The 23,623-nt window shown below is 36.1% G+C and carries 19 protein-coding genes; 14 read left to right on the top strand and 5 right to left on the bottom strand.

The genetic code is table 11. The features are described 5' to 3' along the window. The first annotated feature begins 3 nt into the window (after window positions 1-3). The 9 genes from ACTQ45_RS03745 to ACTQ45_RS03705 all read left to right on the top strand — a co-directional run bounded on the left by ACTQ45_RS03745 (window position 4) and on the right by ACTQ45_RS03705 (window position 10,086). The gene (locus ACTQ45_RS03745; RefSeq protein WP_441750622.1) at window positions 4-819 is read left to right on the top strand and encodes a ZIP family metal transporter; all 816 of its coding nucleotides are present in this window, start codon (window positions 4-6) and stop codon (window positions 817-819) included. Between the two features lie 221 nt (window positions 820-1,040). Beyond that, window positions 1,041-1,922 carry a helix-turn-helix domain-containing protein gene (locus tag ACTQ45_RS03740; RefSeq protein WP_441750621.1) on the top strand — a complete coding sequence of 294 codons (882 nt, stop codon included), beginning with the start codon at window positions 1,041-1,043 and terminating at the stop codon, window positions 1,920-1,922. Then, the gene (locus ACTQ45_RS03735) at window positions 1,912-2,772 is read left to right on the top strand and encodes a helix-turn-helix domain-containing protein (protein ID WP_441750620.1); all 861 of its coding nucleotides are present in this window, start codon (window positions 1,912-1,914) and stop codon (window positions 2,770-2,772) included. The genes ACTQ45_RS03740 and ACTQ45_RS03735 overlap by 11 nt, the downstream gene beginning before the upstream one ends. Before the next feature lie 471 nt (window positions 2,773-3,243). Further along, the gene (gene gcvT, locus ACTQ45_RS03730; RefSeq protein WP_441750619.1) at window positions 3,244-4,362 is read left to right on the top strand and encodes a glycine cleavage system aminomethyltransferase GcvT; all 1,119 of its coding nucleotides are present in this window, start codon (window positions 3,244-3,246) and stop codon (window positions 4,360-4,362) included. A 15-nt stretch (window positions 4,363-4,377) separates the two neighbouring features. Next, window positions 4,378-4,761, top strand: coding sequence for a glycine cleavage system protein GcvH (gcvH, locus tag ACTQ45_RS03725; protein WP_441750618.1), 384 nt, complete (start codon window positions 4,378-4,380; stop codon window positions 4,759-4,761). 53 nt (window positions 4,762-4,814) lie between these two features. Further along, complete coding sequence (gcvPA, locus tag ACTQ45_RS03720) at window positions 4,815-6,164, top strand: aminomethyl-transferring glycine dehydrogenase subunit GcvPA (RefSeq protein WP_441750617.1); 1,350 nt, start codon at window positions 4,815-4,817, stop codon at window positions 6,162-6,164. Window positions 6,165-6,166: 2 nt separating this feature from the next. Then, window positions 6,167-7,618 carry an aminomethyl-transferring glycine dehydrogenase subunit GcvPB gene (gcvPB, locus tag ACTQ45_RS03715; RefSeq protein WP_441750786.1) on the top strand — a complete coding sequence of 484 codons (1,452 nt, stop codon included), beginning with the start codon at window positions 6,167-6,169 and terminating at the stop codon, window positions 7,616-7,618. Window positions 7,619-7,766: 148 nt separating this feature from the next. Then, the gene (locus tag ACTQ45_RS03710) at window positions 7,767-9,095 is read left to right on the top strand and encodes a DRTGG domain-containing protein (RefSeq protein WP_441750616.1); all 1,329 of its coding nucleotides are present in this window, start codon (window positions 7,767-7,769) and stop codon (window positions 9,093-9,095) included. A gap of 13 nt (window positions 9,096-9,108) precedes the next feature. Continuing rightward, window positions 9,109-10,086 carry a DHH family phosphoesterase gene (locus tag ACTQ45_RS03705; protein WP_441750615.1) on the top strand — a complete coding sequence of 326 codons (978 nt, stop codon included), beginning with the start codon at window positions 9,109-9,111 and terminating at the stop codon, window positions 10,084-10,086. 132 nt (window positions 10,087-10,218) lie between these two features. On the opposite strand, the gene zwf is transcribed toward ACTQ45_RS03705, so the two are convergent. Next, a complete protein-coding gene (gene zwf, locus ACTQ45_RS03700; protein WP_441750614.1) occupies window positions 10,219-11,655 on the bottom strand; it encodes a glucose-6-phosphate dehydrogenase in 1,437 nt (478 codons plus the stop codon). A gap of 233 nt (window positions 11,656-11,888) precedes the next feature. Between zwf and ACTQ45_RS03695 the strand changes: the two genes are divergently transcribed. Beyond that, complete coding sequence (locus tag ACTQ45_RS03695; protein WP_441750613.1) at window positions 11,889-13,211, top strand: FAD-dependent oxidoreductase; 1,323 nt, start codon at window positions 11,889-11,891, stop codon at window positions 13,209-13,211. A gap of 99 nt (window positions 13,212-13,310) precedes the next feature. After that, window positions 13,311-14,663, top strand: coding sequence for a DEAD/DEAH box helicase (locus tag ACTQ45_RS03690; protein WP_441750612.1), 1,353 nt, complete (start codon window positions 13,311-13,313; stop codon window positions 14,661-14,663). Between the two features lie 37 nt (window positions 14,664-14,700). Here ACTQ45_RS03690 and ACTQ45_RS03685 read toward each other — a convergent pair whose 3' ends face one another. Together ACTQ45_RS03685 and ACTQ45_RS03680 are read right to left on the bottom strand one after the other, a co-directional pair. Continuing rightward, window positions 14,701-15,564: a DUF1189 family protein gene (locus tag ACTQ45_RS03685; protein WP_441750611.1), complete on the bottom strand. Its 864-nt coding sequence runs from the start codon at window positions 15,562-15,564 to the stop codon at window positions 14,701-14,703. A gap of 71 nt (window positions 15,565-15,635) precedes the next feature. Next, window positions 15,636-18,284 (bottom strand): YfhO family protein, encoded by a 2,649-nt coding sequence (locus tag ACTQ45_RS03680; RefSeq protein WP_441750610.1) that lies wholly within the window; start codon window positions 18,282-18,284, stop codon window positions 15,636-15,638. Window positions 18,285-18,557: 273 nt separating this feature from the next. Between ACTQ45_RS03680 and ACTQ45_RS03675 the strand changes: the two genes are divergently transcribed. Continuing rightward, complete coding sequence (locus ACTQ45_RS03675; protein WP_441750609.1) at window positions 18,558-20,675, top strand: peptidoglycan D,D-transpeptidase FtsI family protein; 2,118 nt, start codon at window positions 18,558-18,560, stop codon at window positions 20,673-20,675. Window positions 20,676-21,024: 349 nt separating this feature from the next. Here the strand turns inward: ACTQ45_RS03675 and ACTQ45_RS03670 are convergent, their stop codons facing one another. Together ACTQ45_RS03670 and ACTQ45_RS03665 are read right to left on the bottom strand one after the other, a co-directional pair. Continuing rightward, entirely contained in the window at window positions 21,025-21,645 is a 621-nt protein-coding gene (locus tag ACTQ45_RS03670; RefSeq protein WP_441750608.1) for an endolytic transglycosylase MltG, read from the bottom strand. 15 nt (window positions 21,646-21,660) lie between these two features. Further along, window positions 21,661-22,065 (bottom strand): hypothetical protein, encoded by a 405-nt coding sequence (locus ACTQ45_RS03665; protein WP_441750607.1) that lies wholly within the window; start codon window positions 22,063-22,065, stop codon window positions 21,661-21,663. Window positions 22,066-22,484: 419 nt separating this feature from the next. Between ACTQ45_RS03665 and rpmG the strand changes: the two genes are divergently transcribed. Next, window positions 22,485-22,637 carry a 50S ribosomal protein L33 gene (rpmG, locus tag ACTQ45_RS03660; RefSeq protein ID WP_441750606.1) on the top strand — a complete coding sequence of 51 codons (153 nt, stop codon included), beginning with the start codon at window positions 22,485-22,487 and terminating at the stop codon, window positions 22,635-22,637. A gap of 274 nt (window positions 22,638-22,911) precedes the next feature. Next, on the top strand, window positions 22,912-23,616 hold the full coding sequence (locus ACTQ45_RS03655; RefSeq protein ID WP_441750605.1) for a rhomboid family intramembrane serine protease: 705 nt from the start codon (window positions 22,912-22,914) through the stop codon (window positions 23,614-23,616). Window positions 23,617-23,623: the final 7 nt, after the last annotated feature.

The raw sequence follows: 23,623 nt of genomic DNA, 5'->3' as shown, positions 1-23,623 counted from the left end.
TAAATGGAATATTTCGAAACTCTTCATCCTGTTTTTCAAGCATTATTAGGAGGCATATTTACTTGGTTATGTACGGTATTTGGTTCAGCTGCTGTCTTCTTAACGAAAGAAGTTAATGAGCGTTTACTTGCCGTTATGCAAGGTTTTGCAGCAGGCGTAATGATTGCCGCCTCCTTTTGGTCCCTTTTAGCTCCAGCGTTGGATTTTGCAGAGTTGAGCGATTCAAGAATACCGGCTTGGTTAGCTGTCACGATTGGTTTTTTAGCAGGTGGGGTTTTCCTACGCTTACTAGACCTTGTCGTACCGCATATTCACACAGCAAGTGATCACGGCGATACAGATCCAAAAGAAAACAGTTTATCGCGTTCGACCATGCTATATTTAGCCGTAACGATTCATAATATTCCAGAAGGTCTGTCGATAGGAGTTGCTTATGCAGCGGCATTTTTAGATTTAAATGGAGCGACAATAGCCAGTGCGTTGGCTTTAACGATTGGCATTGGTATTCAGAACATTCCAGAAGGGTCAGCCTTATCAATGCCAATCCGAGCAGAAGGAAAAAGCCATAAATATGCCTTTATGTTAGGCCAGTCTTCTGCATTAGTTGAACCAATTGCAGCGGTTGTTGGAGCAGTTGCCGTCTTATCGATTACAGCTATATTGCCTTATGCGCTGGCTTTTGCAGCTGGAGCGATGATATTTGTGGTGGTTGAAGATTTAATTCCACAGTCGCAAACTTCTAATCATACAGATGAAGCCACGATGGCTTTAATGGTTGGTTTTTGTGTCATGATGATTTTAGATGTTGCTTTAGGATAAGTTTTTTTTGAGCCTTTATGGCTCTTTTTTTTTACTCTTGTTCAGAATAATAGCACCTTTCCACGCAGATGAATAGGTTTTCGAAGAGGAATGAATGATTAATATTAATGCCTGTTGCCTTCAGTCAGTCTTGTTTTGTGCGTTTGTGCACTGTCTTCTAACATAGTAATAAAAGCATTTTATAATGTGTTTAATGATGAAATGTTTTAGGAGGACAAGTTATGGATAATATAGGCCGGGTAATTGAGGCGATTCGTCAAAATCAAAGTCGGTCGATTGCTGAGGTGTGCGATGGAATTGTGGCTCCTTCGACGTATTCACGTTTCATTAGAGGGAAGACTCTTTTATCAGCAGACTCATTTCTAGCGCTTATTTCTAAATTAGATATATCATTTGGGGTGTTCCTTCAAGAATATTTGGTGTTTTTTCAGCTGTCGTATGATTATGTCGTGTTACATCATGCTCAGGAGACGGCTGATTTCTCAATTTTAGTATCTTTAATCGAGAATTATGAGCAAAAGAAGTTAGGAAAATATTGGTATTCAAGTGATCAATTATTTTTGACACTATTAGTTACTTTCGAAGCCATTGCGCATCCAATAAGTGGTGTTGAGCCGAAATTTGCTGAGGTGCTGCGTCAACTTCGTCAGATAAAATACTACTCCAGTAATGATTTGCGAGCACTTCAGTTAATATTTAAGTATATCAGTCTGGATGATGCTGAGAGCTTATTTCAAACGGCTCTGGCTCTTAGCGATTATAAGCAAGATCCAGTCGTATCTAAACAGCTCTTGGAACTGTGTGCACAAATGATAATCGAAAGAATTCGAAAAGGAGAATTTAAACATGCGCAGGAGTATTTTACTTCGTACAAAGAGTTGTTTGCTTTACCTACCGATTTAAGTGGTAAATTAACAGTTCGACAATTGGATGCATTGCGATTATTTATCAAAGGAGAGGACGAAGTAGCTTTTCAAATGATCGAGGACTTGTTGATATTTTATGAAGATTTAAATTTAAATCAACGAAGCAAAAAGCTTAAAGACTTGATGGAAAATTTAGGTGTGTCAACCATGAAAGGGGGGGGAAAAGGTGCCGATTGATTATAAGTATCTAGTGGAGTCTTTGCGTTTGAAACGTGGCTTGTCGGTCAAGCAACTTTGTGGTGATTATATTTCCCATTCGACTTACTCTCGTTTTATTAATAAAGGCCAAGCCTTATCTGTGGACAAGTTCTTGTATCTTCTAAGTCGTTTGGATATAAATGAGCATGAATTAAGTATGTTTGATTATGTCAAATCGACAGAATCTGAAGATGTTTTGAGAATGGCAAAAGTCATTCAACGCCAAGATCTTGAAGAAATGAAGCAGCAAGCTGCCTCTTTCGATCGACAATCGACGTTGCGCTACGATCATTATGGAATGATGGCTATTCAGATTCGTCTGAAGATGGGTGGGACGGACGAAGCTCAGCAACTTCAAAACATTAAAAATTATATCTTTCAAATCCAAGAATGGAGTTCAAAAGAGATTCAGCTGTACACATTAATTCTCTATCAGCATCGTAGTTCCGTCATTATGTCCTTTGTTAATCGTATTTACCAAGAAGCAGCTAATCCGATCTATTTAGAACAAAATATGGTATTAATTTACCTGTTGGATGTGGCTTATTATGAATTTATCAAACGTTCGCAAAAGCATTACGCAAAAGATATTTCTGACAAATTGGCAGCTTTGCTTTTAATTGAAAGTTATGAAACACTCCAAGCTTTTTATGCGATTAATCGAGCGTTACATGCTGTCGTTTTTGGGGGGGAAGAAGACGATTACACACGTGTTCTACGCTTGTATAAGCGCTTTAATGACATTAAAATGGATTTTCTAGCCCTGCGATTGAGACATCGTTATGATGAATTGCAGGTCATTCATAATTTAGCTAAATTGAATTGGTAGCATTGGAAGTTTAAAGATAATGAAGATTATTAAAGACTGATATTCTTCAAAAAGGGTGAATCATTCGTGATTTACCCTTTTAATTGTGGGTTATTTAGAAATGTTTGATAAATAAAAGCTAAATAACCATAAAAAAACCCCTTTTAAAAGTTAATGTTCGTGTTTTCTCATTTTTAAAAGATTATAGTTGAATTCAACTGGGTCGCATAAGGCTTTCTGAGATTAAAAACGAATGTTCAGTTAGAATATCTCTCTATTGTGAATGTTTTTAATTAAGGGGATACAAACAGAGCAAATGGCTATCTAATGCGTTTGAAAGCGTGAACTTCTGGCGTGTTAAAGATGTGTTCATTATAATGTAACACCTTGAATATGTTCGTGTTATTTAGGTTGTAAACCCTTTCAAACAGCTATTAAATTTTAACCTTTCATGTTAAACTTATCTTAAGTTCTTAAATGAGGGGGGATTCAATGTCACAAGATGGCTCTGTATTGAAACGAACACCGTTGTATGATTACTATCAAACACAAGGGCTTAAATTAGCAGATTTTCATGGATGGGCGTTACCGATTCAATTTAGCAAAATTCAGACTGAACATGAGGCAGTCCGTCAAAATGTAGGTCTTTTTGAAACATCACATATGGGTGAAGTTTTCGTGTCTGGTCCGGACGCAGAGTTGTTTATTAACCACATTATTACAAATGATATTCGTAAGGTTGATAATAACCAGGCTCAATATACTGCAATTGTTGATGAATCAGGTGGAACTTTAGATGATTTGATTATCTATAAATTAAATAGCGAACGATTTTTATTTACTCCCAACGCTTCAAATACAGAAAAGATAGTAGAATGGTTAGAAAAACACCAATTAGACTATCAAGTGACGATCGAAGATGTTTCGCACAAGATGGGCTTAGTCGCTGTTCAAGGTCCTCGTGCAGTGGATGTCATGCAAAAATTAGTCAAAGAAGACTTATCTGTTTTAAAACCATTTCATTTTATTGAAAAAGTCATCGTTTCATCAATTCCTGATGTGTTCTTATCAAGAACAGGTTATACAGGCGAAGATGGCTTTGAATTATATTGTCAATGGGACCAAACAGAGGCTTTATGGCTTGAATTATTAAAAGCGGGAGAAGATTTTGCAATCACTGAATGTGGTTTAGGATCGCGAGATACCTTGCGCTTAGAAGCGGGTATGTCTTTATATGGTCAAGAATTAGATGAAAATATTAATCCTTTAGAAGCAGGCATTTCTTTTGCGGTTAAATTAAATAAAGACCCGCACTTCATTGGTCAGGATAGTTTACAAGCGCTCAAAGAAACTAGCACGCAACGAATCTCAAGAGGTTTTGAAATGCTTGGTAAAGGGATTGCGCGGCAGGGCTATCCTGTTTACAACGACAAAGATGAAGAAATTGGCATTGTTACATCAGGAACCCAATCACCAAGCTTAAAAAAAGCCATCGGTTTTATGTTGTTGAATAAACATGAGGCTGCTTTAGGTCAAGAGGTATACGTTCAAGTACGTAAGAAAAGAATACCAGCAATCATTACCAAAAAAGATTGGTTAAAAAGAAAATAAACAGGAGTGATTTAAATGGTAAACAAAAACGAATTGTTTTATACACAAGAGCATGAATGGGTAGCAGTTTTAGATGAACATACAATTCGTATCGGTATTACGGAATTTGCGGTAGATCAATTGGGAGACATCGTTTACGTTGAATTACCCGACGTTGAAGATGAGTTAGCTTTGGAAGAAGAATTTGCGACAGTTGAATCAGTAAAATCAACGTCAGGAATTTATGCGCCAATTGCAGGTGTTATTTCAAATACAAATGCACTATTAGAAGACGAGCCAGAGGTATTGAATGAATCACCACTTGAAACAGGTTGGCTAGTCGAAATGAAAACAAAAGACGTTGTCGATACATCTGGCTTACTCTCTTTAGCGGATTACGAAAAATTCATTGAAGAATAATTCATATTAAAACAAAACTATTTGAGTAATTTAAATCATGAGGAGTGAAGTTTTTGACTAAACAGCATCGTTATTTACCATTAACACTAGCAGATCGACACGAAATGTTAGCTCAAATTGGCGTCAACGAGATGGAGGATTTATTAAAAGATATTCCAAGTCAACTGCGACTTAAGGAAGCCTTAAGAATCCCAGAAGCATTAAGTGAATTAGAATTAACGAGACATATGACTCAATTAGCAATGAAGAATAAATCAGCCAATGAAGCGGCTTTATTTTTAGGTGCTGGAACTTATGATCACTTTATCCCTAGTGTAGTTAACCATGTGCTATTACGTTCGGAATTTATGACTGCTTATGTTCCTTATCAACCTGAGGCTAGTCAAGGTGAATTACAAGCGTTATTCGAATTTCAATCAATGGTGTGTGAATTAACAGGGATGGCTGTTGCCAACTCGAGTCTATATGATGCTTTTACGTCTTTAGGAGAAGCGTGTAACTTAGCAGTTGGGACAACCAAGAAAAAACGTGTGCTCGTATCTGAAGCGGTACATCCTCAAGCACGAGAAGTGTTGTCTACCTATGCTTACGGCATGGAATATGGTGTGGAAGCCATCGCTCTAAGCAATCACGCGACCGATATAACTTTATTAGAGCAAGCGATTGATGATGAAACGGCTGCTGTTGTTGTTCAATATCCTAACTTTTTTGGAACTGTGGAAGATTTACAAGCCATAAAAAACTTGTTAGAAGGACGGAAAACCTTACTGATTGTAGTGGCAAATCCGTTAGCTTTAGCTCTTTTAGAAGCACCAGGAGAATTAGGAGCCGATATTGTCGTCGGGGATATGCAACCACTAGGGATTTCCATGTCTTACGGTGGACCTCATTGTGGTTACTTTGCTGCGAAAAAAGCATATATGCGAAAGTTACCAAGTCGTATTGTCGGTCAGACAGTAGATGCCGACGGCAAACGTGGCTTTGTGATGACATTACAAACGCGTGAACAACATATTCGTCGTGAAAAAGCGACAAGTAATATGAGTTCTAACCAAGCGTTGTTTGCCTTGGCTTCAGCAGTGTTTATGAGCGCTATGGGCAAAGAGGGCATCCGTGAAATGGCACAACAGAACATTTCAAAAGCTCACTATTTATCCACAGCTTTGGCCGAGGCTGGTATTAATGTGTTAAGTCAACCAGACTTCTTTAATGAATTTGTTATTCAATTAAAGGAACCAATCAGTGAGGTTAATGAGAGATTGTTAACAAATGATATTATTGGTGGTTTAGATGTATCCAAGCGATTAGGGGTTTCTAATGCCATGCTGTTGTGTGTGACTGAAAAGCGTAGCAAGTCAGAAATGGATAAATTAGTGACGGTATTAACGGAGGTGGCTCAATAATGATGATACAACAAAATCAATTAATATTTGAAAAATCTCGCTCAGGCAGACGAGCGTTTGATTTACCGTCTAATGATGTCGATTATGTTGATGTAAAAGAAGTTATCCCAGCACATTTAGTTCGCAAAAAAACTGCTGAATTGCCAGAGGTTTCTGAATTACAACTCATGAGACATTATACTGCTTTATCGAATAAAAACTTTGGTTTAGAAACTGGCTTTTATCCATTAGGCTCTTGTACGATGAAGTATAATCCAAAAGTGAATGAGGATATTGCGCGTTATCCAGGTTTTGCAGCGATCCATCCATATCAAGAGCCAACTACCACTCAAGGTGCTCTAGAATTAATGTATGAATTACAAAATTATTTAAAAGCTATCTCAGGTATGGATGAAGTTTCATTACAACCTGCAGCAGGGGCACAAGGGGAATGGACTGCCTTACTCATATTTAAAAAATACCATGAAAAAAATGGTGACGGGCAAACAAGAAGGAAAATATTAATCCCAGACTCTGCTCATGGCACGAATCCAGCAACGGCTGCAATATGTGGCTTTGATATTATTGAAATTAAATCAAATGAAGATGGGACGGTTAGTGTGGATGCACTAAAAGAAGTGGTTGGTCCAGATACTGCTGGAATGATGATGACGAACCCAAATACATTAGGCTTATTTGAGAACAACATCAAAGAAATTTCAGATATTATCCACGATGCTGGGGGATTAATGTATTGTGATGGTGCAAATTCAAATGCTATCTTAGGCTTAACACAACCAAGTGAAATGGGCTTCGATGCGGTTCATTTTAATTTACATAAAACATTCAGTACACCACACGGTGGTGGTGGCCCTGGATCAGGACCAGTTGCCGTTAAAGATTTCTTGAAACCTTATTTGCCGGTCCCACAAGTAGAAAAGATGGGTGATCACTATATCTTGAATTCTGACTACCCGGATTCAATCGGAAGAGTAAAAGGTTACTTCGGAAACTTTGGCGTTAATGTACGTGCCTATGCTTATATTCGAGCAATGGGACCAGATGGTTTACGTCAAGTGTCTGAGGATGCGATTTTAAATGCTAACTACCTTAAAGCGCGCTTAGAGCCTTATTACGACACGCCATATCCACAAGTCTGTAAACATGAATTTGTGTTAAGTGGTAATCGTCAGAAGAAGCAGGGAGCTAATACAAAAGACATAGCAAAACGATTATTGGATTATGGCTTCTATGCACCAACTGTTTACTTCCCATTAATTGTGGCAGAAGCTTTGATGATTGAACCGACTGAAACAGAAGCTAAAGAAACGTTGGATGAATTCGCAGATGCAATGATTGAAATTGCAAAAACTGCAGAAAATAATCCGAAATTGTTGAATAACGCGCCACATCAAACACCTGTTAAACGGCTTGATGAAACGCTAGCGGCAAGAAAACCTGTCGTGAAATATTAGTTAAAACATCATTTTTATCTTGCATAAAAATGAGCAGAAATAGCTTAACGTTGCATAGTATAAGCTAACTAAAACTGTTATACTATTTAGTGTAACAGTTTTAGTTTTTTTGTATATATTTTGAAAAAGTATATAAGAGGTGAAAAAAGTGGCAACGAAACACGAACAAATTATTCAATATATTGAAACATTACCAGTTGGAGAGAAAATATCTGTTCGAGGCATCGCTAAACAATTAAATATGAGTGAAGGTACAGCCTATCGTGCAATTAAAGACGCTGAAGTGAATGGTTTAGTCTCAACGATTGAACGTGTTGGCACAATTCGTATAGAAAAGAAAATGGAATATATCCCTGATATGCTAACGTTTCGCGAAGTTGCTCGTGTAACCGATGGAGAAATTCTAGGTGGGGACAATGGTTTGGATCATCCATTATCTAAATTTATTATCGGAGCTATGACGGTAGATGCCATGGAGCGCTATTTTGCCAAGAATACGTTAATCATTGTCGGAAACCGAGAAGATGTTCAAAAATTAGCATTAAATAATGGTATTGCTGTATTAGTCACAGGTGGATTTAAAATAAGTCCTGAAGTTATCAAACTAGCAAATGAGAAAGAATTGCCGATTATTTCAACAACTCATGATACATTCACAGTAGCGACAATTATTAACCGGTCAATGACAGAACAATTGATAAAAAAAGAAATTATGACAATTAAAGATATTTATACCCCAATCGAACAAACTAAATCAATCAGTCCACAGGATACGATTAAGGTGTTCCATGATTTATCAAATGAAACAGGGTTATCCCGTTTTCCCGTTGTTTATAATAATCGATTAACAGGTGTCGTGACTGCGAAAGATTTAATTGGAAAAAGTGAATCGGTACCAATCGAGCGAGTCATGACAAAGGATACGGTAACAGTTAAAACCCATATGAGTATCGCTAACGTTTCACATCGAATGGTGTGGGAAGATATTGAAATGATTCCTGTTGTTGCTGATAATCTACAGTTGCTAGGCGTTGTGACGCGTCAAGATATTATGAAAGCTATTCAGACCGTGCAACAACAACCTCAAATTGTCAATACATATGAGGATGACGTTGTTGTTCATCTGGAAGAATATCAATCGGAAGTGGACGATACTCGCTATCAATATGCATTAAATGTTCAGCCACAAATGATTAATAACTTAGGGACCATATCCTATGGTGTGCTATGTGAATTAATTACTCAAGTAGCTTATCGACGTATATTGGAAACGACAGGCTTGAATAATATTATTGAATCACTCAATTTAAATTATTTTAATTTGGTTCAAATGGGGAATGAAATCCAGTTCAATGTCGAGATAGTTCATCAAAATCGTCGCTCGGCTTTGAGCCAAGTTGATATCTTTCATGAGAATTCAATTGTGGCAAGAGCCATGGTGACAAGTCAAATTATTGGTCGCAATTATACAAAATAGAAAGTAGGCAAGTATGTATTTACATCCAGAACAAATTGAAACACTTTATGAACTAATTAAAGAAAGTAATTCTATTATTATTCACCGTCATGTTCGTCCTGATCCTGATGCCTTAGGCTCTCAGTATGGTTTAAAGTACTTAATAGAAGCATCATTTCCTGATAAAACAGTAAAAGCAGCCGGGACAGTATCACAAGGATTAAGTTGGCTAGCCGAAACAGAAATAGTTTCTGAAAAGGATTATGAAGATGCTTTAGTTATTGTCGTTGATACAGCAAATGTTCCAAGAATTGATGGGAAATTATACCATCTTGGGGCTAAGTTAGTAAAAATTGATCATCATCCAGCCGTTGACTTTTTTGGCGACTTACAAATTGTTCACACAGAGGCAAGTTCTTGTAGCGAAATGATTGTTGAATTAAGCCATTACTTAGGTGAACGATTACCCATGAATGATCGAGCAGCACGGGTTTTATACGCTGGAATTGTTGGTGACACAGGTCGTTTTCTATTTAATTCAACTACACCTATTACGTTCAATGCTGCTGCACGATTATTGACTTTTGACTTTAACGCATACGAAATAAGCGATCGTTTCCAGATCATGACGAGCAAAGTTGCGAAATTTCAGGGCTATTTGTTAGAAAAATTAAGAATAAGCCAAGAAGGCGTAGCGGATATTATGATCAGTCGCGAAGATCTTAGCACATTCGGGATTACCGAGGAAGATACTAATAGTGCTGTGGGACTCCCTGGACAAATAGAGGGTGTGCTAACCTGGATTATTTTTGTGGAACAAGAAGGAAATAACGACACCTATCGTTGCCGGATTAGATCAAAAGGACCAGCAATTAACGAAATTGCTGCCAATCATTACGGTGGTGGACATCCCAAAGCCAGTGGGGCAAAAGCTTACAGTCTTGCTGAAGTTGAAGAAATTATTGAAGAATTAAAGGTCGTAAGTTTGTCCTATCGTAATGAAAACGAATAGTATAACTGAAAAAATTGCCTTCCATAGAAGAAGCATATCATTGCTTCTAGTATGGGGGCTTTTTATATTTGTCTAGAGCTATACACAAAAGCACACTTCCTGTTAACTAGAAGTGTGCTGAATGACTTTAAACTATACCCAGTGAGTGTTGTTTCGTTTTAATAATTCATCAGATGCCTTAGGTCCCATTGAATTAGCTAAATAATTCGGGAAATCAGGTGCTGGGAATTGTTCCCACAAGTCGATAATATTGTCGACATATTTCCAAGCATTCGCTACTTCTAACCAGTGAGTGAAGTTGCTGACGTTGCCTTGAATACATTCAAAAATAAGACGCTCATAATCTGCCGGCATTTCGTTGAGCTGTTCTTTATTATAATAATAACTTAATGGCACTAACTCAGACTCCAAATTATAACCCACTTGCTTTTGATTGATATAAATTCTATAAGCTGGATTTGGTCCGATTTCAATTTTAAAGCGATTGGGTGGTAAGTCTGGACTAGTTGCTTTAAAAAGAATGTTGATTTCAGTGTGCTTTTCTGCCATCCTTTTACCTGAGCGAATATAGAAGGGCACGCCTTCCCATTGTGGAAGGTTCACTTCAACTTTAGCAGCAAAAAAAGTCGCTGTTATTGAATCATTAGCTACGCTACTTTCATCGCGGTATGCCACTAAGTGGTTGTCTTCACTACTTGCGTACTGCCCACGGACGACATTTTCTCTCACGTCCTCAACAGATGTGAAATGACGTAGATTTTGAAGTACTTTTATTTTCTCTTGACGAATTGCTTCTGGATTATTACTTGAAGGTTTTTCCATAGCGACTAAGGCTAGTAATTGTAAAGCATGATTTTGAATCATATCTTTAGCAACACCAAAACTCTCGTAATATTCGCCACGATCTTCCACTCCAACTTCTTCTGATAAAGAAATTTGAATGTTGTCGATTGCATCTTTATTCCAAACGTATTTCATTAACATGTTATCGAAGCGTAGGTTGTAAATCGAATGCACAATACCTTTACCTAAATAGTGGTCAATACGATAAATTTGCTCTTCATCAAAAGCTTTCTCTAATTGTGCTTGTAATTCTTGAGCAGAGTCAAAGTCATTTCCAAATGGTTTTTCAATGATTAGACGGTTATATCCGTTGTCTGTGAGTAAATTTTCGCTTTTTAAATGGCCCGTAATGATAGGGAAGAGCGATGGTGATAGTGAAATATAGAAAATACGATTACCACATGCGTCGTATTCTTTATCTAAAGTATCAGCTAAACGTTTTAATTTTACATAATGTTCTGCATCATTGACATCATGTGCTTGATAATAAAAATGTGAGACAAATTCTTCAGCATGTTTTGGATCTTCAATTTCGGATTGAATACTCTCCAAAACTTTTTCTCGAAAATAGTCATCTGACCATTCACGCCGTGCTGTACCTATTAAAGCAAAGTGCGTTGAAAGTTGTTGGTTCTTATAAAGACGATAAAAAGCAGGATATAATTTTCTTGCTGCTAAGTCTCCTGATGCCCCAAACAATGTAATAATTAAACTATTTCTATTCATAGGATCCCTCCGTTTTCACAACGTTTATTATATACGATTTGAAATCAGATAACAATTGATTAAATTTAAATGAGAAAAAAATTATCAAATAAAATTATATCCATATCCCCTGAACACGACAATAAACTATTGTTTTATCACTGTGAAAAGACGAAACAAATTGTTGTCTTTGAAAAAAACTTGTATACTGATAGATGAAAAGCTTTATTAAAACAGGGCAGAGGAGTAAAAAAATGAATATTGTTATTATTGGAGGATCATTTGCAGGAATTAGTTGTGCGATGCAGACTCGCAGACTACATCCAAAGGCGAATATTTATATTTTTGAAAAACAATCCACAATTGGTTTTATCCCGAGTGGTTTAAATTTAACATTAAATGAGGAAATTGAAGATATCACACAAGCATATTTTGCGACGGAAAAAGATGTGCGTCGAGCGAACATAAAATTACATCTTGATTCAGAAGTGACTGCTGTTCATCCGAAAGAGCAAGAAATCACCTATTATGATGAAGTGCGTCAAGAAGAAAATATCATTCAATACGATAAATTAGTTTTAGCCATGGGGTCTCGTCAACAATCAAATATCTTAAAAGATTGGACACATCCACAAATAGTCACGACAAAGGAACTTCAAAATGCTGCTAACGGCTTTGCTTTATTGGATAAAGCACAACACATTGCTGTGGTTGGTGGTGGCCAAATAGGAATTGAAGTAACTGAAGCTTTAGTGAATGCTAACAAACAAGTGACCTTGATTGAAGCTGGAACTTCTTTATTGTCAAGATATTTTGACCAAGATTTCGTTGATTCGATTCAAGAAGCGATTGAAATGGTTGGTGTCGATATTCATCTTTCAGAAAAAGTGATTGATATAAGTGGCAATCCAATAGAGATACAAACTGACATGCAAACGATTCACCCTGATGCGGTAATCTTAGGGGTAAATTTAAGCCCTCAAAGTCAAATGGTCGCAGACAAACTCGCAATAAATGAAGATGGGACGATTCTTGTCAATGACTATTTAGAAACAACAGATGAAAATATTTTTGCCATTGGCGACTTAGTTCAAACGCCATCTTTCAATCAGGGTGCTACTTTTATTGCTTTAGTTAATAATGCGGTGCGTTCGGGACAAATCGCCGCATTTAACTTATTTGAACAAAGAATCAAGCACCAACAGTCTTATCGTTTGATAGGCTCTCGCGTGTTTAGTCAATACATAACAAGTGTAGGACAAACAGAAGTGGAAGCAAGCAAGAGACATGAGATAGAAACTACCTATGTTGAAGCGCCTTATTCTATTACAATTCATGAACCAGTAAAATTAAAATTGATTACTGAGCGCGAAACAGGTAGAATACTAGGAGCACAAATCCGTTCGGAACAAGATATTCTCTCAATGGCTGATACGATGGCACTTGCCATTGCTAACGATTTAACGGACCAAGAATTGGCCTTCCAGGATCGTTTATATTACCCGAGAATTACCTCAACACAGCCGATAATTTATCTTGCAGCTCTTCGTAGTTATGAGAAAAGATTGCTGAAGTAAATGAAACTTTTGCATGAGTGACGGATAAACAGTGCCTATTCACTCATTGAATTACGTGAATAGCTAACGTTACTATATGCCGAAATTTAGGAGAAAAACATGACATTATATAAAGAATTAACATTAAAGCCTTTTATTCAAAAGGCCATTGCAGAGATAGGTTTCGAGACATTAACACCCGTTCAAAACGAAGTGATTCCGCCAGCTCTAGCAGGCGACAATTTAATTGTTCAATCGCAAACTGGTTCTGGGAAAACGCATAGTTTCTTAATCCCACTACTTAACAAACTAGACATAAGTAAAAAGGAAGTTCAAGTTGTTATTACCGCACCAAGTCGTGAGTTAGCTACTCAATTATTTGATTTTGCTAAACAAATTGCAGATTTTTCAGAAGAAGAAATTTCAATTGTAAATTACATCGGTGGTACTGATAAGACGAAACAATTGGATCGTATTAAAAATGTTGGACAACCACAAATCGTTATTGGTACACCAGGGCGTATTTTTGATTTAATGTCAGAAAATGCTTTATGGGTACAAACAGCTCAAACATTTATTGTTGATGAAGCTGATATGACAATGGACTTAGGTTTTTTACAAACAGTTGATGAAATCGCATCACGTATGCCAGAAAACTTACAAATGATGGTCTTCTCAGCGACTATTCCACAACAATTAGAAGTATTCTTAAATAAATATATGGTCGCACCAAAAGTGATTACAATTGAACCTAAAACAGTCTTAGCAGAAAAAATTGATAACTATTTAATTAATACGCATGGACGTAAACGTGAAGAATTAGTTCACCAGCTTCTAACAATGGGACATCCTTACTTAGCTTTAATTTTCTGTAACACTCGTCAATATGCTGATCAAGTAAGTGAATACTTAAAAGATCAAGGGATGAAAGTTGCAACGATTCATGGTGGTGTTCAGCCTAGAGAAAGAAAACGTTTGATGCGCCAGATTAGAGACTTAGAGTATCAATACGTGGTTGCATCTGATTTAGCAGCTCGTGGTATTGATATACCTGGAATTTCAATGGTAATTAACACTGAGGTACCTAAAGAATTGGAATTTTTCGTGCATCGTGTAGGTCGTACAGGACGTAACCAATTAGCAGGGACTGCTTATACTTTTGTTACACCTGATGATGATCGTTCAATTGCTGAATTAGAAAAAAAAGGCATTGAATTTACACCAGTAGAAATTGTTAAAGGTGAACTGAAAGAAGTTAAATCCCGTCATGCACGTCGTGAACGTGAAGATTCAAAACGAGACTCAGATGATCCAGTTGTTAAGGGGATGATTATGCGAAACAAAAAACGTAAAGTTAAACCAGGTTATAAACGTAAATTAGACAATGAAATCAAACAGCATCGACGCAATGAAGCTAAAAAAACAGGCCGTCAACAAAGACGAACTGAAAGAAGCAGTAACAAACGAAAATAATAATAATTGAAATCAACAAAAAGAAGAATCCTAACGTTTAACGTTGGGATTCTTCTTCTCTTTTATCTAATTCATTTTTATTAATTTTTTTCATTAGCTCTTGAACAAATTCAGTATGGTTCTTAAATGCTAAATAAATAATATAGAGCGTAATGAACAGTAACAGAATATAATTTGCTCTAAAGAAAGGCAGAAAGGCATCCATTATTTGTAATAAGACTAATGGAATGAAAGATGCCATTATACTAAGTTTGAGTCGCAGTTTATATGGAATCACTTGCGTTAAGCGAGTATTAAACCAGCCAGCTACCGAAGCAATCAATAGCATTTGTAACCAGTAGATGAAAAAGCCAAAGACTAAAGCTGTCAAGAAAATGCTGATTAACATCATGGGTTTCTGGCTGTCAATCGACAGCAATAGACGATTTAATGCAGTATGATTACTGAACAATTGTGATGATTCAGGAATTCTATACATATTCCCCATTATTACTGCAATTGATTGATCTTGCAAAATCAATAAGTTGAATAGTGTGTTGGTTGAGATTGAATCAACTTTATCATTTGCAATTGGAATAAAGTTCTGAATTCCTCGACTCTTTAACGTATCATCAACGATTAATTGGAAGGTATTTGATTGATAGTAAAGAGGTTTTTCGCCTTCAGCCAGTTGTAAATTACCTTCGGCAAAATAAAATTCAGGAATATATTCTATTGAAGCAGTCACATCGTTAGAAACAGAATTAACAAAAGGTAAAGCTTGAGTGGCTATATTTGCAGCTAGAGCCACCATAGCCATAAAACTGATAATAAATAGATAACGCCACTTCAAATTAAAAGCCTCAATATAAAAACGAGGATTTTTCAAGCCTAATTTAAGAATTTTAAGAGTATATTTCAATTTCAACTTCCTTTACTTTGTATGTTAGTACATACCTAATTTAACCATCATAGCGAAGTTTGAGTAAAATTTCAAACTCTTTTCTTCGAAAAATCAGATACCCAACGGTCATTAATTACCAATAAGCCTAAACCAAGCAGAGAGGCTGAAATTCCGAACCATATAGAACGTGGTAAATAATGTAAGGTGATCTCGTGATTACCAGATGTGATCGGAATTGCCATAAGTGTCTCATTTAAAACGGCTTCAGGTTCAACACTTTGTCCATCTATAGTAATTTTCCATTGTGTATCAAAAGGAATGGTGAATAACAAGTAACCTTGATCTTGTTGAATCGTGACATGACCTTCGATGTAATTCTGTTTGAAATGTGAAATTTTAAACTGTCCCTCTTGCTTAGTTGCTATCATCTCGTCAAATCGTGCTTGGTCAAACTCATATAAAGAGATTAAATTGGCGCTTAGGCTGTCTTCTAGCATCTTAACTTTAAAAATTTGGTCAGGCCTAATAGTCAGATAACTGGCATTGGTCACTTGACGTCGACGGTAAGGAGTATAAAAACGATACTGTTGACCATTCAAGGATAAAGCAACAGTTTCATCATCATACTGACTTGGCAGAGTGAAATAGTAAGGATTTTCGCTTTCTGTTGCGAAATTTATTTCAAAATAGGCTTCATCATCCGATTCGGTGACTATCTTATTATATGTATAGTAATCACCGTCACCGACATTCGATACTTCTATATTGTGGTAAGACGCTTCATCCATTGCATGTTCTGTAAAGTAAGGTTCACCAGAACCTTGAAAATCAATTAAATCTAATAACAGTTCTTGATTATAAATTGGTTGGTGTTGAATGAAAGAATGTGAGCCATCAGCGATTTCATCTGAAACTTCGATTGCTAAAGCCAGGCGCTCCTCGTTTTCTCGAATCAGGTATCGGTCTGCTTCTTGTATGATTGAGTAAGCTTGGTTATCTAAATCTGTTGCTCTCGGATAAAGAACATACTCATGTTCGAGCGTATGATCAGACGACTGTTCAGTTGGTTCTAAATGATAACGGACATTAAAGAAGTCATCAGTAAATAACGTTCCATTAGTATAAGTGACAAAACCATTACCATCTGGTAAACCTAGATAACCGAATAATTCGGGTACATGAGCTTCAATCGTCGATCCGAAATGATCTAAGCCGTTGTAATGAGTAAACATCGCTTCGTCTTTAGTGCGTTGATAGGTTTTATTAATACGATAAAAATCAGATTGATCCTGTCGGATGTCAGTGACGGCTTCATCTAATGTTGCGACATAGTCTTTAAATTTTGACTCAGCGACATAATTTAAATCAGATAGAATTAAACTCGCGTTAGCTGTTAATTCAACAGTAACAATAGCCAATAATAAGATATAACGGAAGTTATTATCTAAAAAGTCTAGTTGTAGGACAATAAGTAAGCCTAAGAAAACAATAAGTGTAACAAATATGTTAATTGAATTCAGAAAATCATATTCATTGTAAACATAATAGTACATACTGAAAGCAACAATCACTAAGGTTGCCAGTACAAGGTGATAAGTAGGGTAATATTTCGGCTGAGCTTTAAATGCTTTTACGGCCAGCATAATTAAAAAGAAGCTAGCGACAAATGAAAATCGAAAATGGTACCAAATTGGAAATTGGCCACCATGCCAAATTTTATCAATGATTTCATAATGAAAGGATGCGAAAAACATTGAGAATATCCCTAGGCTTACTATTTTTTCTGAAAGTTTAATTTTCCTATTAAACCAATAAAGAAATACTAGTAGTAAGACAATCATGCCAGCGTAAAGATTTGGTGAACCAGATGACATTTCATCAAAAATAAAACTACCAATAAAAAATTTAGAAGTAACATCTTTGAGTGTATGCACAGTATCCCAGCTAAACTCAAAACTCATGTAACTGCCTTTATTTTGTGTTAATGAATAAAAAGTCGGAAGTAGAATGATACCAGCGATTAGTACAGCAATAATGGAGTGCTTGATAAAACTAAAATAATCAATCATTAGTCCTTTAAGGTTAAATTTTTGTTGGTTTTCGATAATTGAATAAAGAGAATAGAATGCTAAAAATAAACAAACCATATAGCCAATATAATAATTAGCCATTAACAACAAAGCTAGACTGAAGATGTATAACTTATTATTCTTTCTGTTTAGTATATGATCTAAACCAAGGGCAATCAGAGGAAGTAGAACTAAACCATCTAACCACATGATATTTAATAGGTAAACCATAGAATAACTCATAAAAGCATATGTTTGGCTAAAGAGTATAGCTGGGATGGTTTCTAGTTGATACTTGCGTCGGACTAAGAACATAAATGTTGTGCTAGCCGCCATCAATTTCAGATAAGTAATTAAAGTGACTGCCAGGGCCAAATCAGCCTCAGCAAAAAATAGGAAGATGATGTTAAAGGGACTGAGTAAATAGTAAGCCCAAAGCCCAATCATTTCACCACCAATTGCTTTTTCAAAACTATAAAACAATTGACTTGTATCATTAAAGACTGTGTCACGAAATAGACTATAAAAATCGATATATTGTTGCCCTAAATCAATCGTTAACATAGTGTCTTCACCAAAAGGAATAAAGCCTATAATTAGGGCGATGGCAATAAATATACTACTGGATAGGGCTAAATTTAATAAATAAGGTTTGCTTTTTGACCACATTAGTTTAAAACTCCTTTTCTATATACACTTTCAAGTAAAATTACTAAATATGTAGGGTTTTTGAATCGTCATCAATTGAGAAAAAAGTGTATTTTTAGAACTCATAGAATATCATAGCAAAACATTCTTAAATCTTCATCCTAAAGCACTAAGTATTTTTAACGAATAAATCATGAATATTTCGTTAAGTTTGTAAAAGAGTTTGGTCGATGGCGACTTATTTGATATAATAGCTAACGTAACTGTAATAAAACTATAGAATCGAGTGTATATATGGCGAAATATAAAATTAAAAACAAAAAAAATCGTTCACATATCCCACGACGATTGAATTTGCTATTTTTTATAACCTTTTTAGCATTTACGGCTTTGTTTGTGCGTCTAGGTTATTTGCAATTATATCAAGGGGAAACAATTACTAACATGGTTCAACGAACAGAATCGACTTTATCGACTGGCTCTGTTCCACGTGGTGTAATTTATGATAGTCAAGGAAGAGTGTTGGTTGGAAATCAGCCAGAACTTGCAATTTTATATACGCGTGATCGAGCTTCTCGAGTAGCTCCGATTGATATTGTTGATGTAGCGCGCGAACTAGCATCACTTATAGATATTCCGGTCCAAGATTTGACAGAACGGGATAAGAAGGATTATTTCATTGTCGTCAACTTAAATGAAGTGAATAGTCGCTTAACAGCCGAACAACGCTTATTAAGTGGTTCTGAGGCATATGAAGCTCAATTAGCCACAGTCACTACTGAAGATTTAAATTTCTCTCAAGGTGAGTTGAAAATTATCGCACTATTCAAAAAAATGAACAGTGCTTTCGAATTATCTACTGTAACAGTGAAGAATAAAAACGTAACTGAAGCAGAAGTGGCTCGAGTAAGTGAACAGTTAGGTAGTTTACCGGGAATTGAAATCGGAACAGACTGGCAAAGAGTCTATCCGCAAGGAGAAATGTTGCGGTCGATTCTTGGACATGTCTCAACTGAACAAAGAGGGCTACCAAGTGAAAGTGCCGATTTGTTATTGAGTCGAGGCTATGCGATGAATGACCGAGTGGGCATCAGTTATTTGGAACAACAATACGAAGATGCGTTACGTGGGTCAAAATCAATTTATAATATTGTAACAGACTCAGCCGATGATATCCTTGAGAATGAGCTTCTATTTGAAGGGGCCAAAGGAGATAACTTAATTTTAACAATTGATACTGAGTTTCAAGCTAAACTTGATGAGATTGCTGAAAATGCACTCCAGAATATGACTAACCGAGGATTGAATGACCGTATTTATATCGTTGCTCAAGAACCATCAACTGGCGACATATTAGGAATTGCAGGTAAACGATTTGAATATGATGCAGCGACGGATTCGTATAATTATGATGTCATTGTTGATGATGCTTTAGGAGCGATTAATACAAGTTATGGTATGGGGTCTAGTATTAAGCCAGCCATGGTTGCTATGGGATATATGGAAGGTGTAATCAATCTCGATGATAATGTCATTGTCGATGAACCATTAAAATTCCAAGCATCTCAAGAGAAATCATCTGTATTTAACCGTACTGGTTCAATGCCAATAGATGATATCCAAGCTTTACAAATGTCATCAAACATTTATATGATTAAATTAGCGATGAGAATTGGTGGACAAACAGATTATCAAGAAGATGGTCGTTTGAATATTGATTATAATACGATAAATATTTTAAGAGATTATTTTTCAGAATTTGGTTTAGGAACACAAACAGGAATAGATTTACCGAATGAATCATCTGGTTATACGCCATCTAGTGATCAATTAGTGAGTGCTTTAGATTTGTCCTATGGACAGTTTGACTTATATACACCATTACAAATGGCTCAATACGCAGCGACAATTGCTAACGGTGGTACTCGTTACTCTCCGCGTATCGTAAAAGAGATAAGAGGTACTGATTATGACGGTGAATTAGGAGCTGTTAAGACAACGATTAAACCGAAAGTTATGAATGTAATCGATATTGATCCCAATGCAATGAAAAGAATTCAAGAAGGTATGAGACAAGTGTCGCATACTTCAGATGGTACAGCTCGATACTATTTCCAAAATTATCCAATTGAAGTTGGTTCAAAAACAGGAACAACAGAGGCCTTTTATTCTGGACCGATTCAACATGCGGCTAATGAGCCTGTAACCAATGCAACATATGCTGGTTATGCACCATTTGATAATCCGGAAATTGCGATTACTGTAGTGGTCCCTTATCTAGAAGAAGAAGCATGGGGACGCGAAAGTACAAAAGTTGCTCATGAAGTGATGAATGCGTATTTTATGCAGAAAGAAGAAACACGTGAAATCATCGAAAACTACATGAAGACCTTCGTTCCACCTTCAGAATAATTTACTTATAACCCTTGAGACAGTGAAAATTGTTTCAAGGGTTTTTGATTTTCACAAAGAAAGTATAGGAGAGGAAAGGGCAAGCTTGGGTGTATACTCAATATTGTAAAAGACATTCGTCTGTTATCTCGGCCGCTTTAAAAGTACATTGTTAAAATTATTCAAGCAAAGGGAAAAAGTGGTATTCAATAGTAAATTAGGGAACGCTAAAGAATTAGCCGATCTTATGCCATGGATTTATTCGTTTATGAAGTGTAAGAGGGAGCAATACGAGTGAATGATTGATAATATTGCATAGTATTAATCATTTACCATAAGAAAAAACCACTCCAGAAGGAGTGGTAGAGTGTTAATAGTAATAATAAGCACCATGAGTTAATTCATTGGCAATGTCATGGATTGACATGTCGGCGGTTAATTCATAAGTACCAGCTTGGATGATGGAACTTAATCCCCATTCATCAAGTAAAGCTTGGAATTCAGAGGCTGATTCAACAAAACCAGCTGCTTCTAGGTTGCTTGCGATGTCAACAGACGTTTCACCTTGAGCGATAACGAAACTGCCCTCAGCAGCTGTATTTTCTGATTCATCTTCGGATGTTTCTTCAGAATTGGCTTCTGTTGTTTCATCTTCACTATCAGTATCCTCACCAGCAACTGAGCGGTTTTCTAATTGCAATTCAGCAACTTGACTTTCTAGACCAGTATTTTTTTGAGTTAAAGATGCGATTTCTTCGTCTTTAGTGCCTAGATCTTCTTCTAAAGCATCGCGTTCAGTAATAAGAGAACTCATTTCTTCACGATACTTTGCCAACTCTTCTTCATGAGCAACAGAATTAGAAGTTAAGACAGTAGGAACAGTGATACCTTGTACAGGTACATGTCCTTGAAAGAAAATCGCATAGGCTCCTGTAATAATACCGGAAGCTAAGAATCCAAGTGCTAGCGAACGTAAACTACTTTTATTCATAAGCTCGATCCTTTCTTAACGATTTTCGATATAATCATCAATCACATGTTGAACAACTTGTGGATTAAGTTTAACTTCATGCGCGATTTCATGCATTGTGTATCCTTGAGAGTATAAACGAATGACTTCTTCGCGAGTCATATCAGAGACGGCTTCAGGGTAAGTTTCATCACCTTCAGCAAAATCAGTTGCATCTTCAGTTGTATGGTCATAGTCATCAGTAGGGCTTAGCGACGGTTGACGTTGCTCGCGTTCTAACTCAGATAGACGACTTTTAATCGTATACAACTCTTGAGATTGTTGTACTGTGTACTCGCTTAGTTGTTCCTCAACATTACTAGAGTCTTTACCAGACATTGAAATTACAAATAAAATAATAGCAATGACTAGTAGGGCAATTACTAAAATCCATATATCCATGGTTTCACCTCATCTATTTAATTTACCTGTTCATTCTTTAATTTTATCAGACGCAATAAAAGTTTCAACTATTTGCTCATTACAGTCTAGTTAATTTTATATGCTATCTTCTAAAATGCTTAATCATTATATCATATTCTATCCTTAGATTCCTAATATAAAAATCGCCTAAAGTAGATAAACTAAAATTATAAGTTAAATTTGTTGAAAAAATGACTTGTTATTCAACTAAAACTTGAGTACGATGTAAAATGATATTCGAAAAAAATACTAAATGTTTACAGCTATCGTTTCTTTTGAAAATCAAGTGGTTTTCAAAAAAAACATAGCCAAACTCAAAGATTAATGATATAATGCTTTAGTATTGTTTGAAGAAATCAATAATATTACAAATACTAATAATGTTTGGAGGGATATCAATGCGCGTAAACATCAACCTAGAATGTACAGAATGTGGCGAACGTAACTACTTAACTAGCAAAAGTAAACGTAATAGCCCTGATCGTTTAGAATCTAAAAAATATTGTCCACGTGAGCGTAAAGCAACACTTCACCGTGAAGTTAAGAAATAATTCATATTTGTATGATATAAAACAGTTAGCAGCCACAACGTTGCTAACTGTTTTTGTCTAAATGTTTATATAACCGCTCTGCTTATTAATAAAATACTCATTAACCCTAAAATCATGACAAGACAGTATCTTAATGGTAAAATATTCAAGTAACAGACTAAAATCAAAACTTATTTTCAAAAAAAGTTGAATGTATAGTTATTAGGCGAGCATTTACAGTGATATGTCAGTTAAAGATTCATTATTAAATAAATGAGCAGAAAAGAGGGGTTTAATGCAAAAAAACTATCGACTGTTTAACCAGAAGAGAGTCTTTCACTCAGATGGACCTTTTATGACCTATTTATTTTTAAGTTTAAACATAATTGTTTATTTAATCACGCTTTGGCGTTTCGGTACGACAGAAAACACCTACGTTTTGCTATTAATGGGAGCAAAGTTTAGTCCTTTAATTATCGCTGAACAACAATGGTGGCGCTTGCTGAGTGCAGCCTTTCTTCACATTGGTATCCAACACTTAATTATGAATGGTATTACACTTTATTTTCTTGGGCAAGAATTGGAAAGAATAATGGGACATTGGCGCTTTACGTTGGTTTATTTCATCGCGGCTATCGGAGGAAATGTTTTTTCTTTTGCCTTTAGTGATAGTGTGTCTGCTGGAGCGAGCACTGCATTATTTGGCATGTTTGCTTCAATTATCGTTTTATCGAAGATGTATCCTCGAGTCCATGCTTTAAAGCAAAGAGCATCTACTTACACTATTTTAATTGTGTTGAACGTTTTTAATGGCTTGATAATGCCTGGTATAGATAATTGGGGCCATTTCGGTGGGGCCATTTATGGCGCAATTGCCACTTTGGTTGTTGGTTTAGCAATAAAAAACGAAACATCCAAAAAAGAACGTCTTTTAGCACTTGTAATCGGAGTCATTTTGACTGTATTATTAATCATGTATGGTATTCATCAATATTCTTAAAGGAGCA

Source organism: Fundicoccus sp. Sow4_D5 (genome assembly GCF_052116365.1).
Taxonomy (GTDB): Bacteria; Bacillota; Bacilli; order Lactobacillales; family Aerococcaceae; genus Fundicoccus.
Note: the sequence above shows the minus strand (reverse complement) of the source record. Positions and strands in the feature narration are given on the sequence as shown.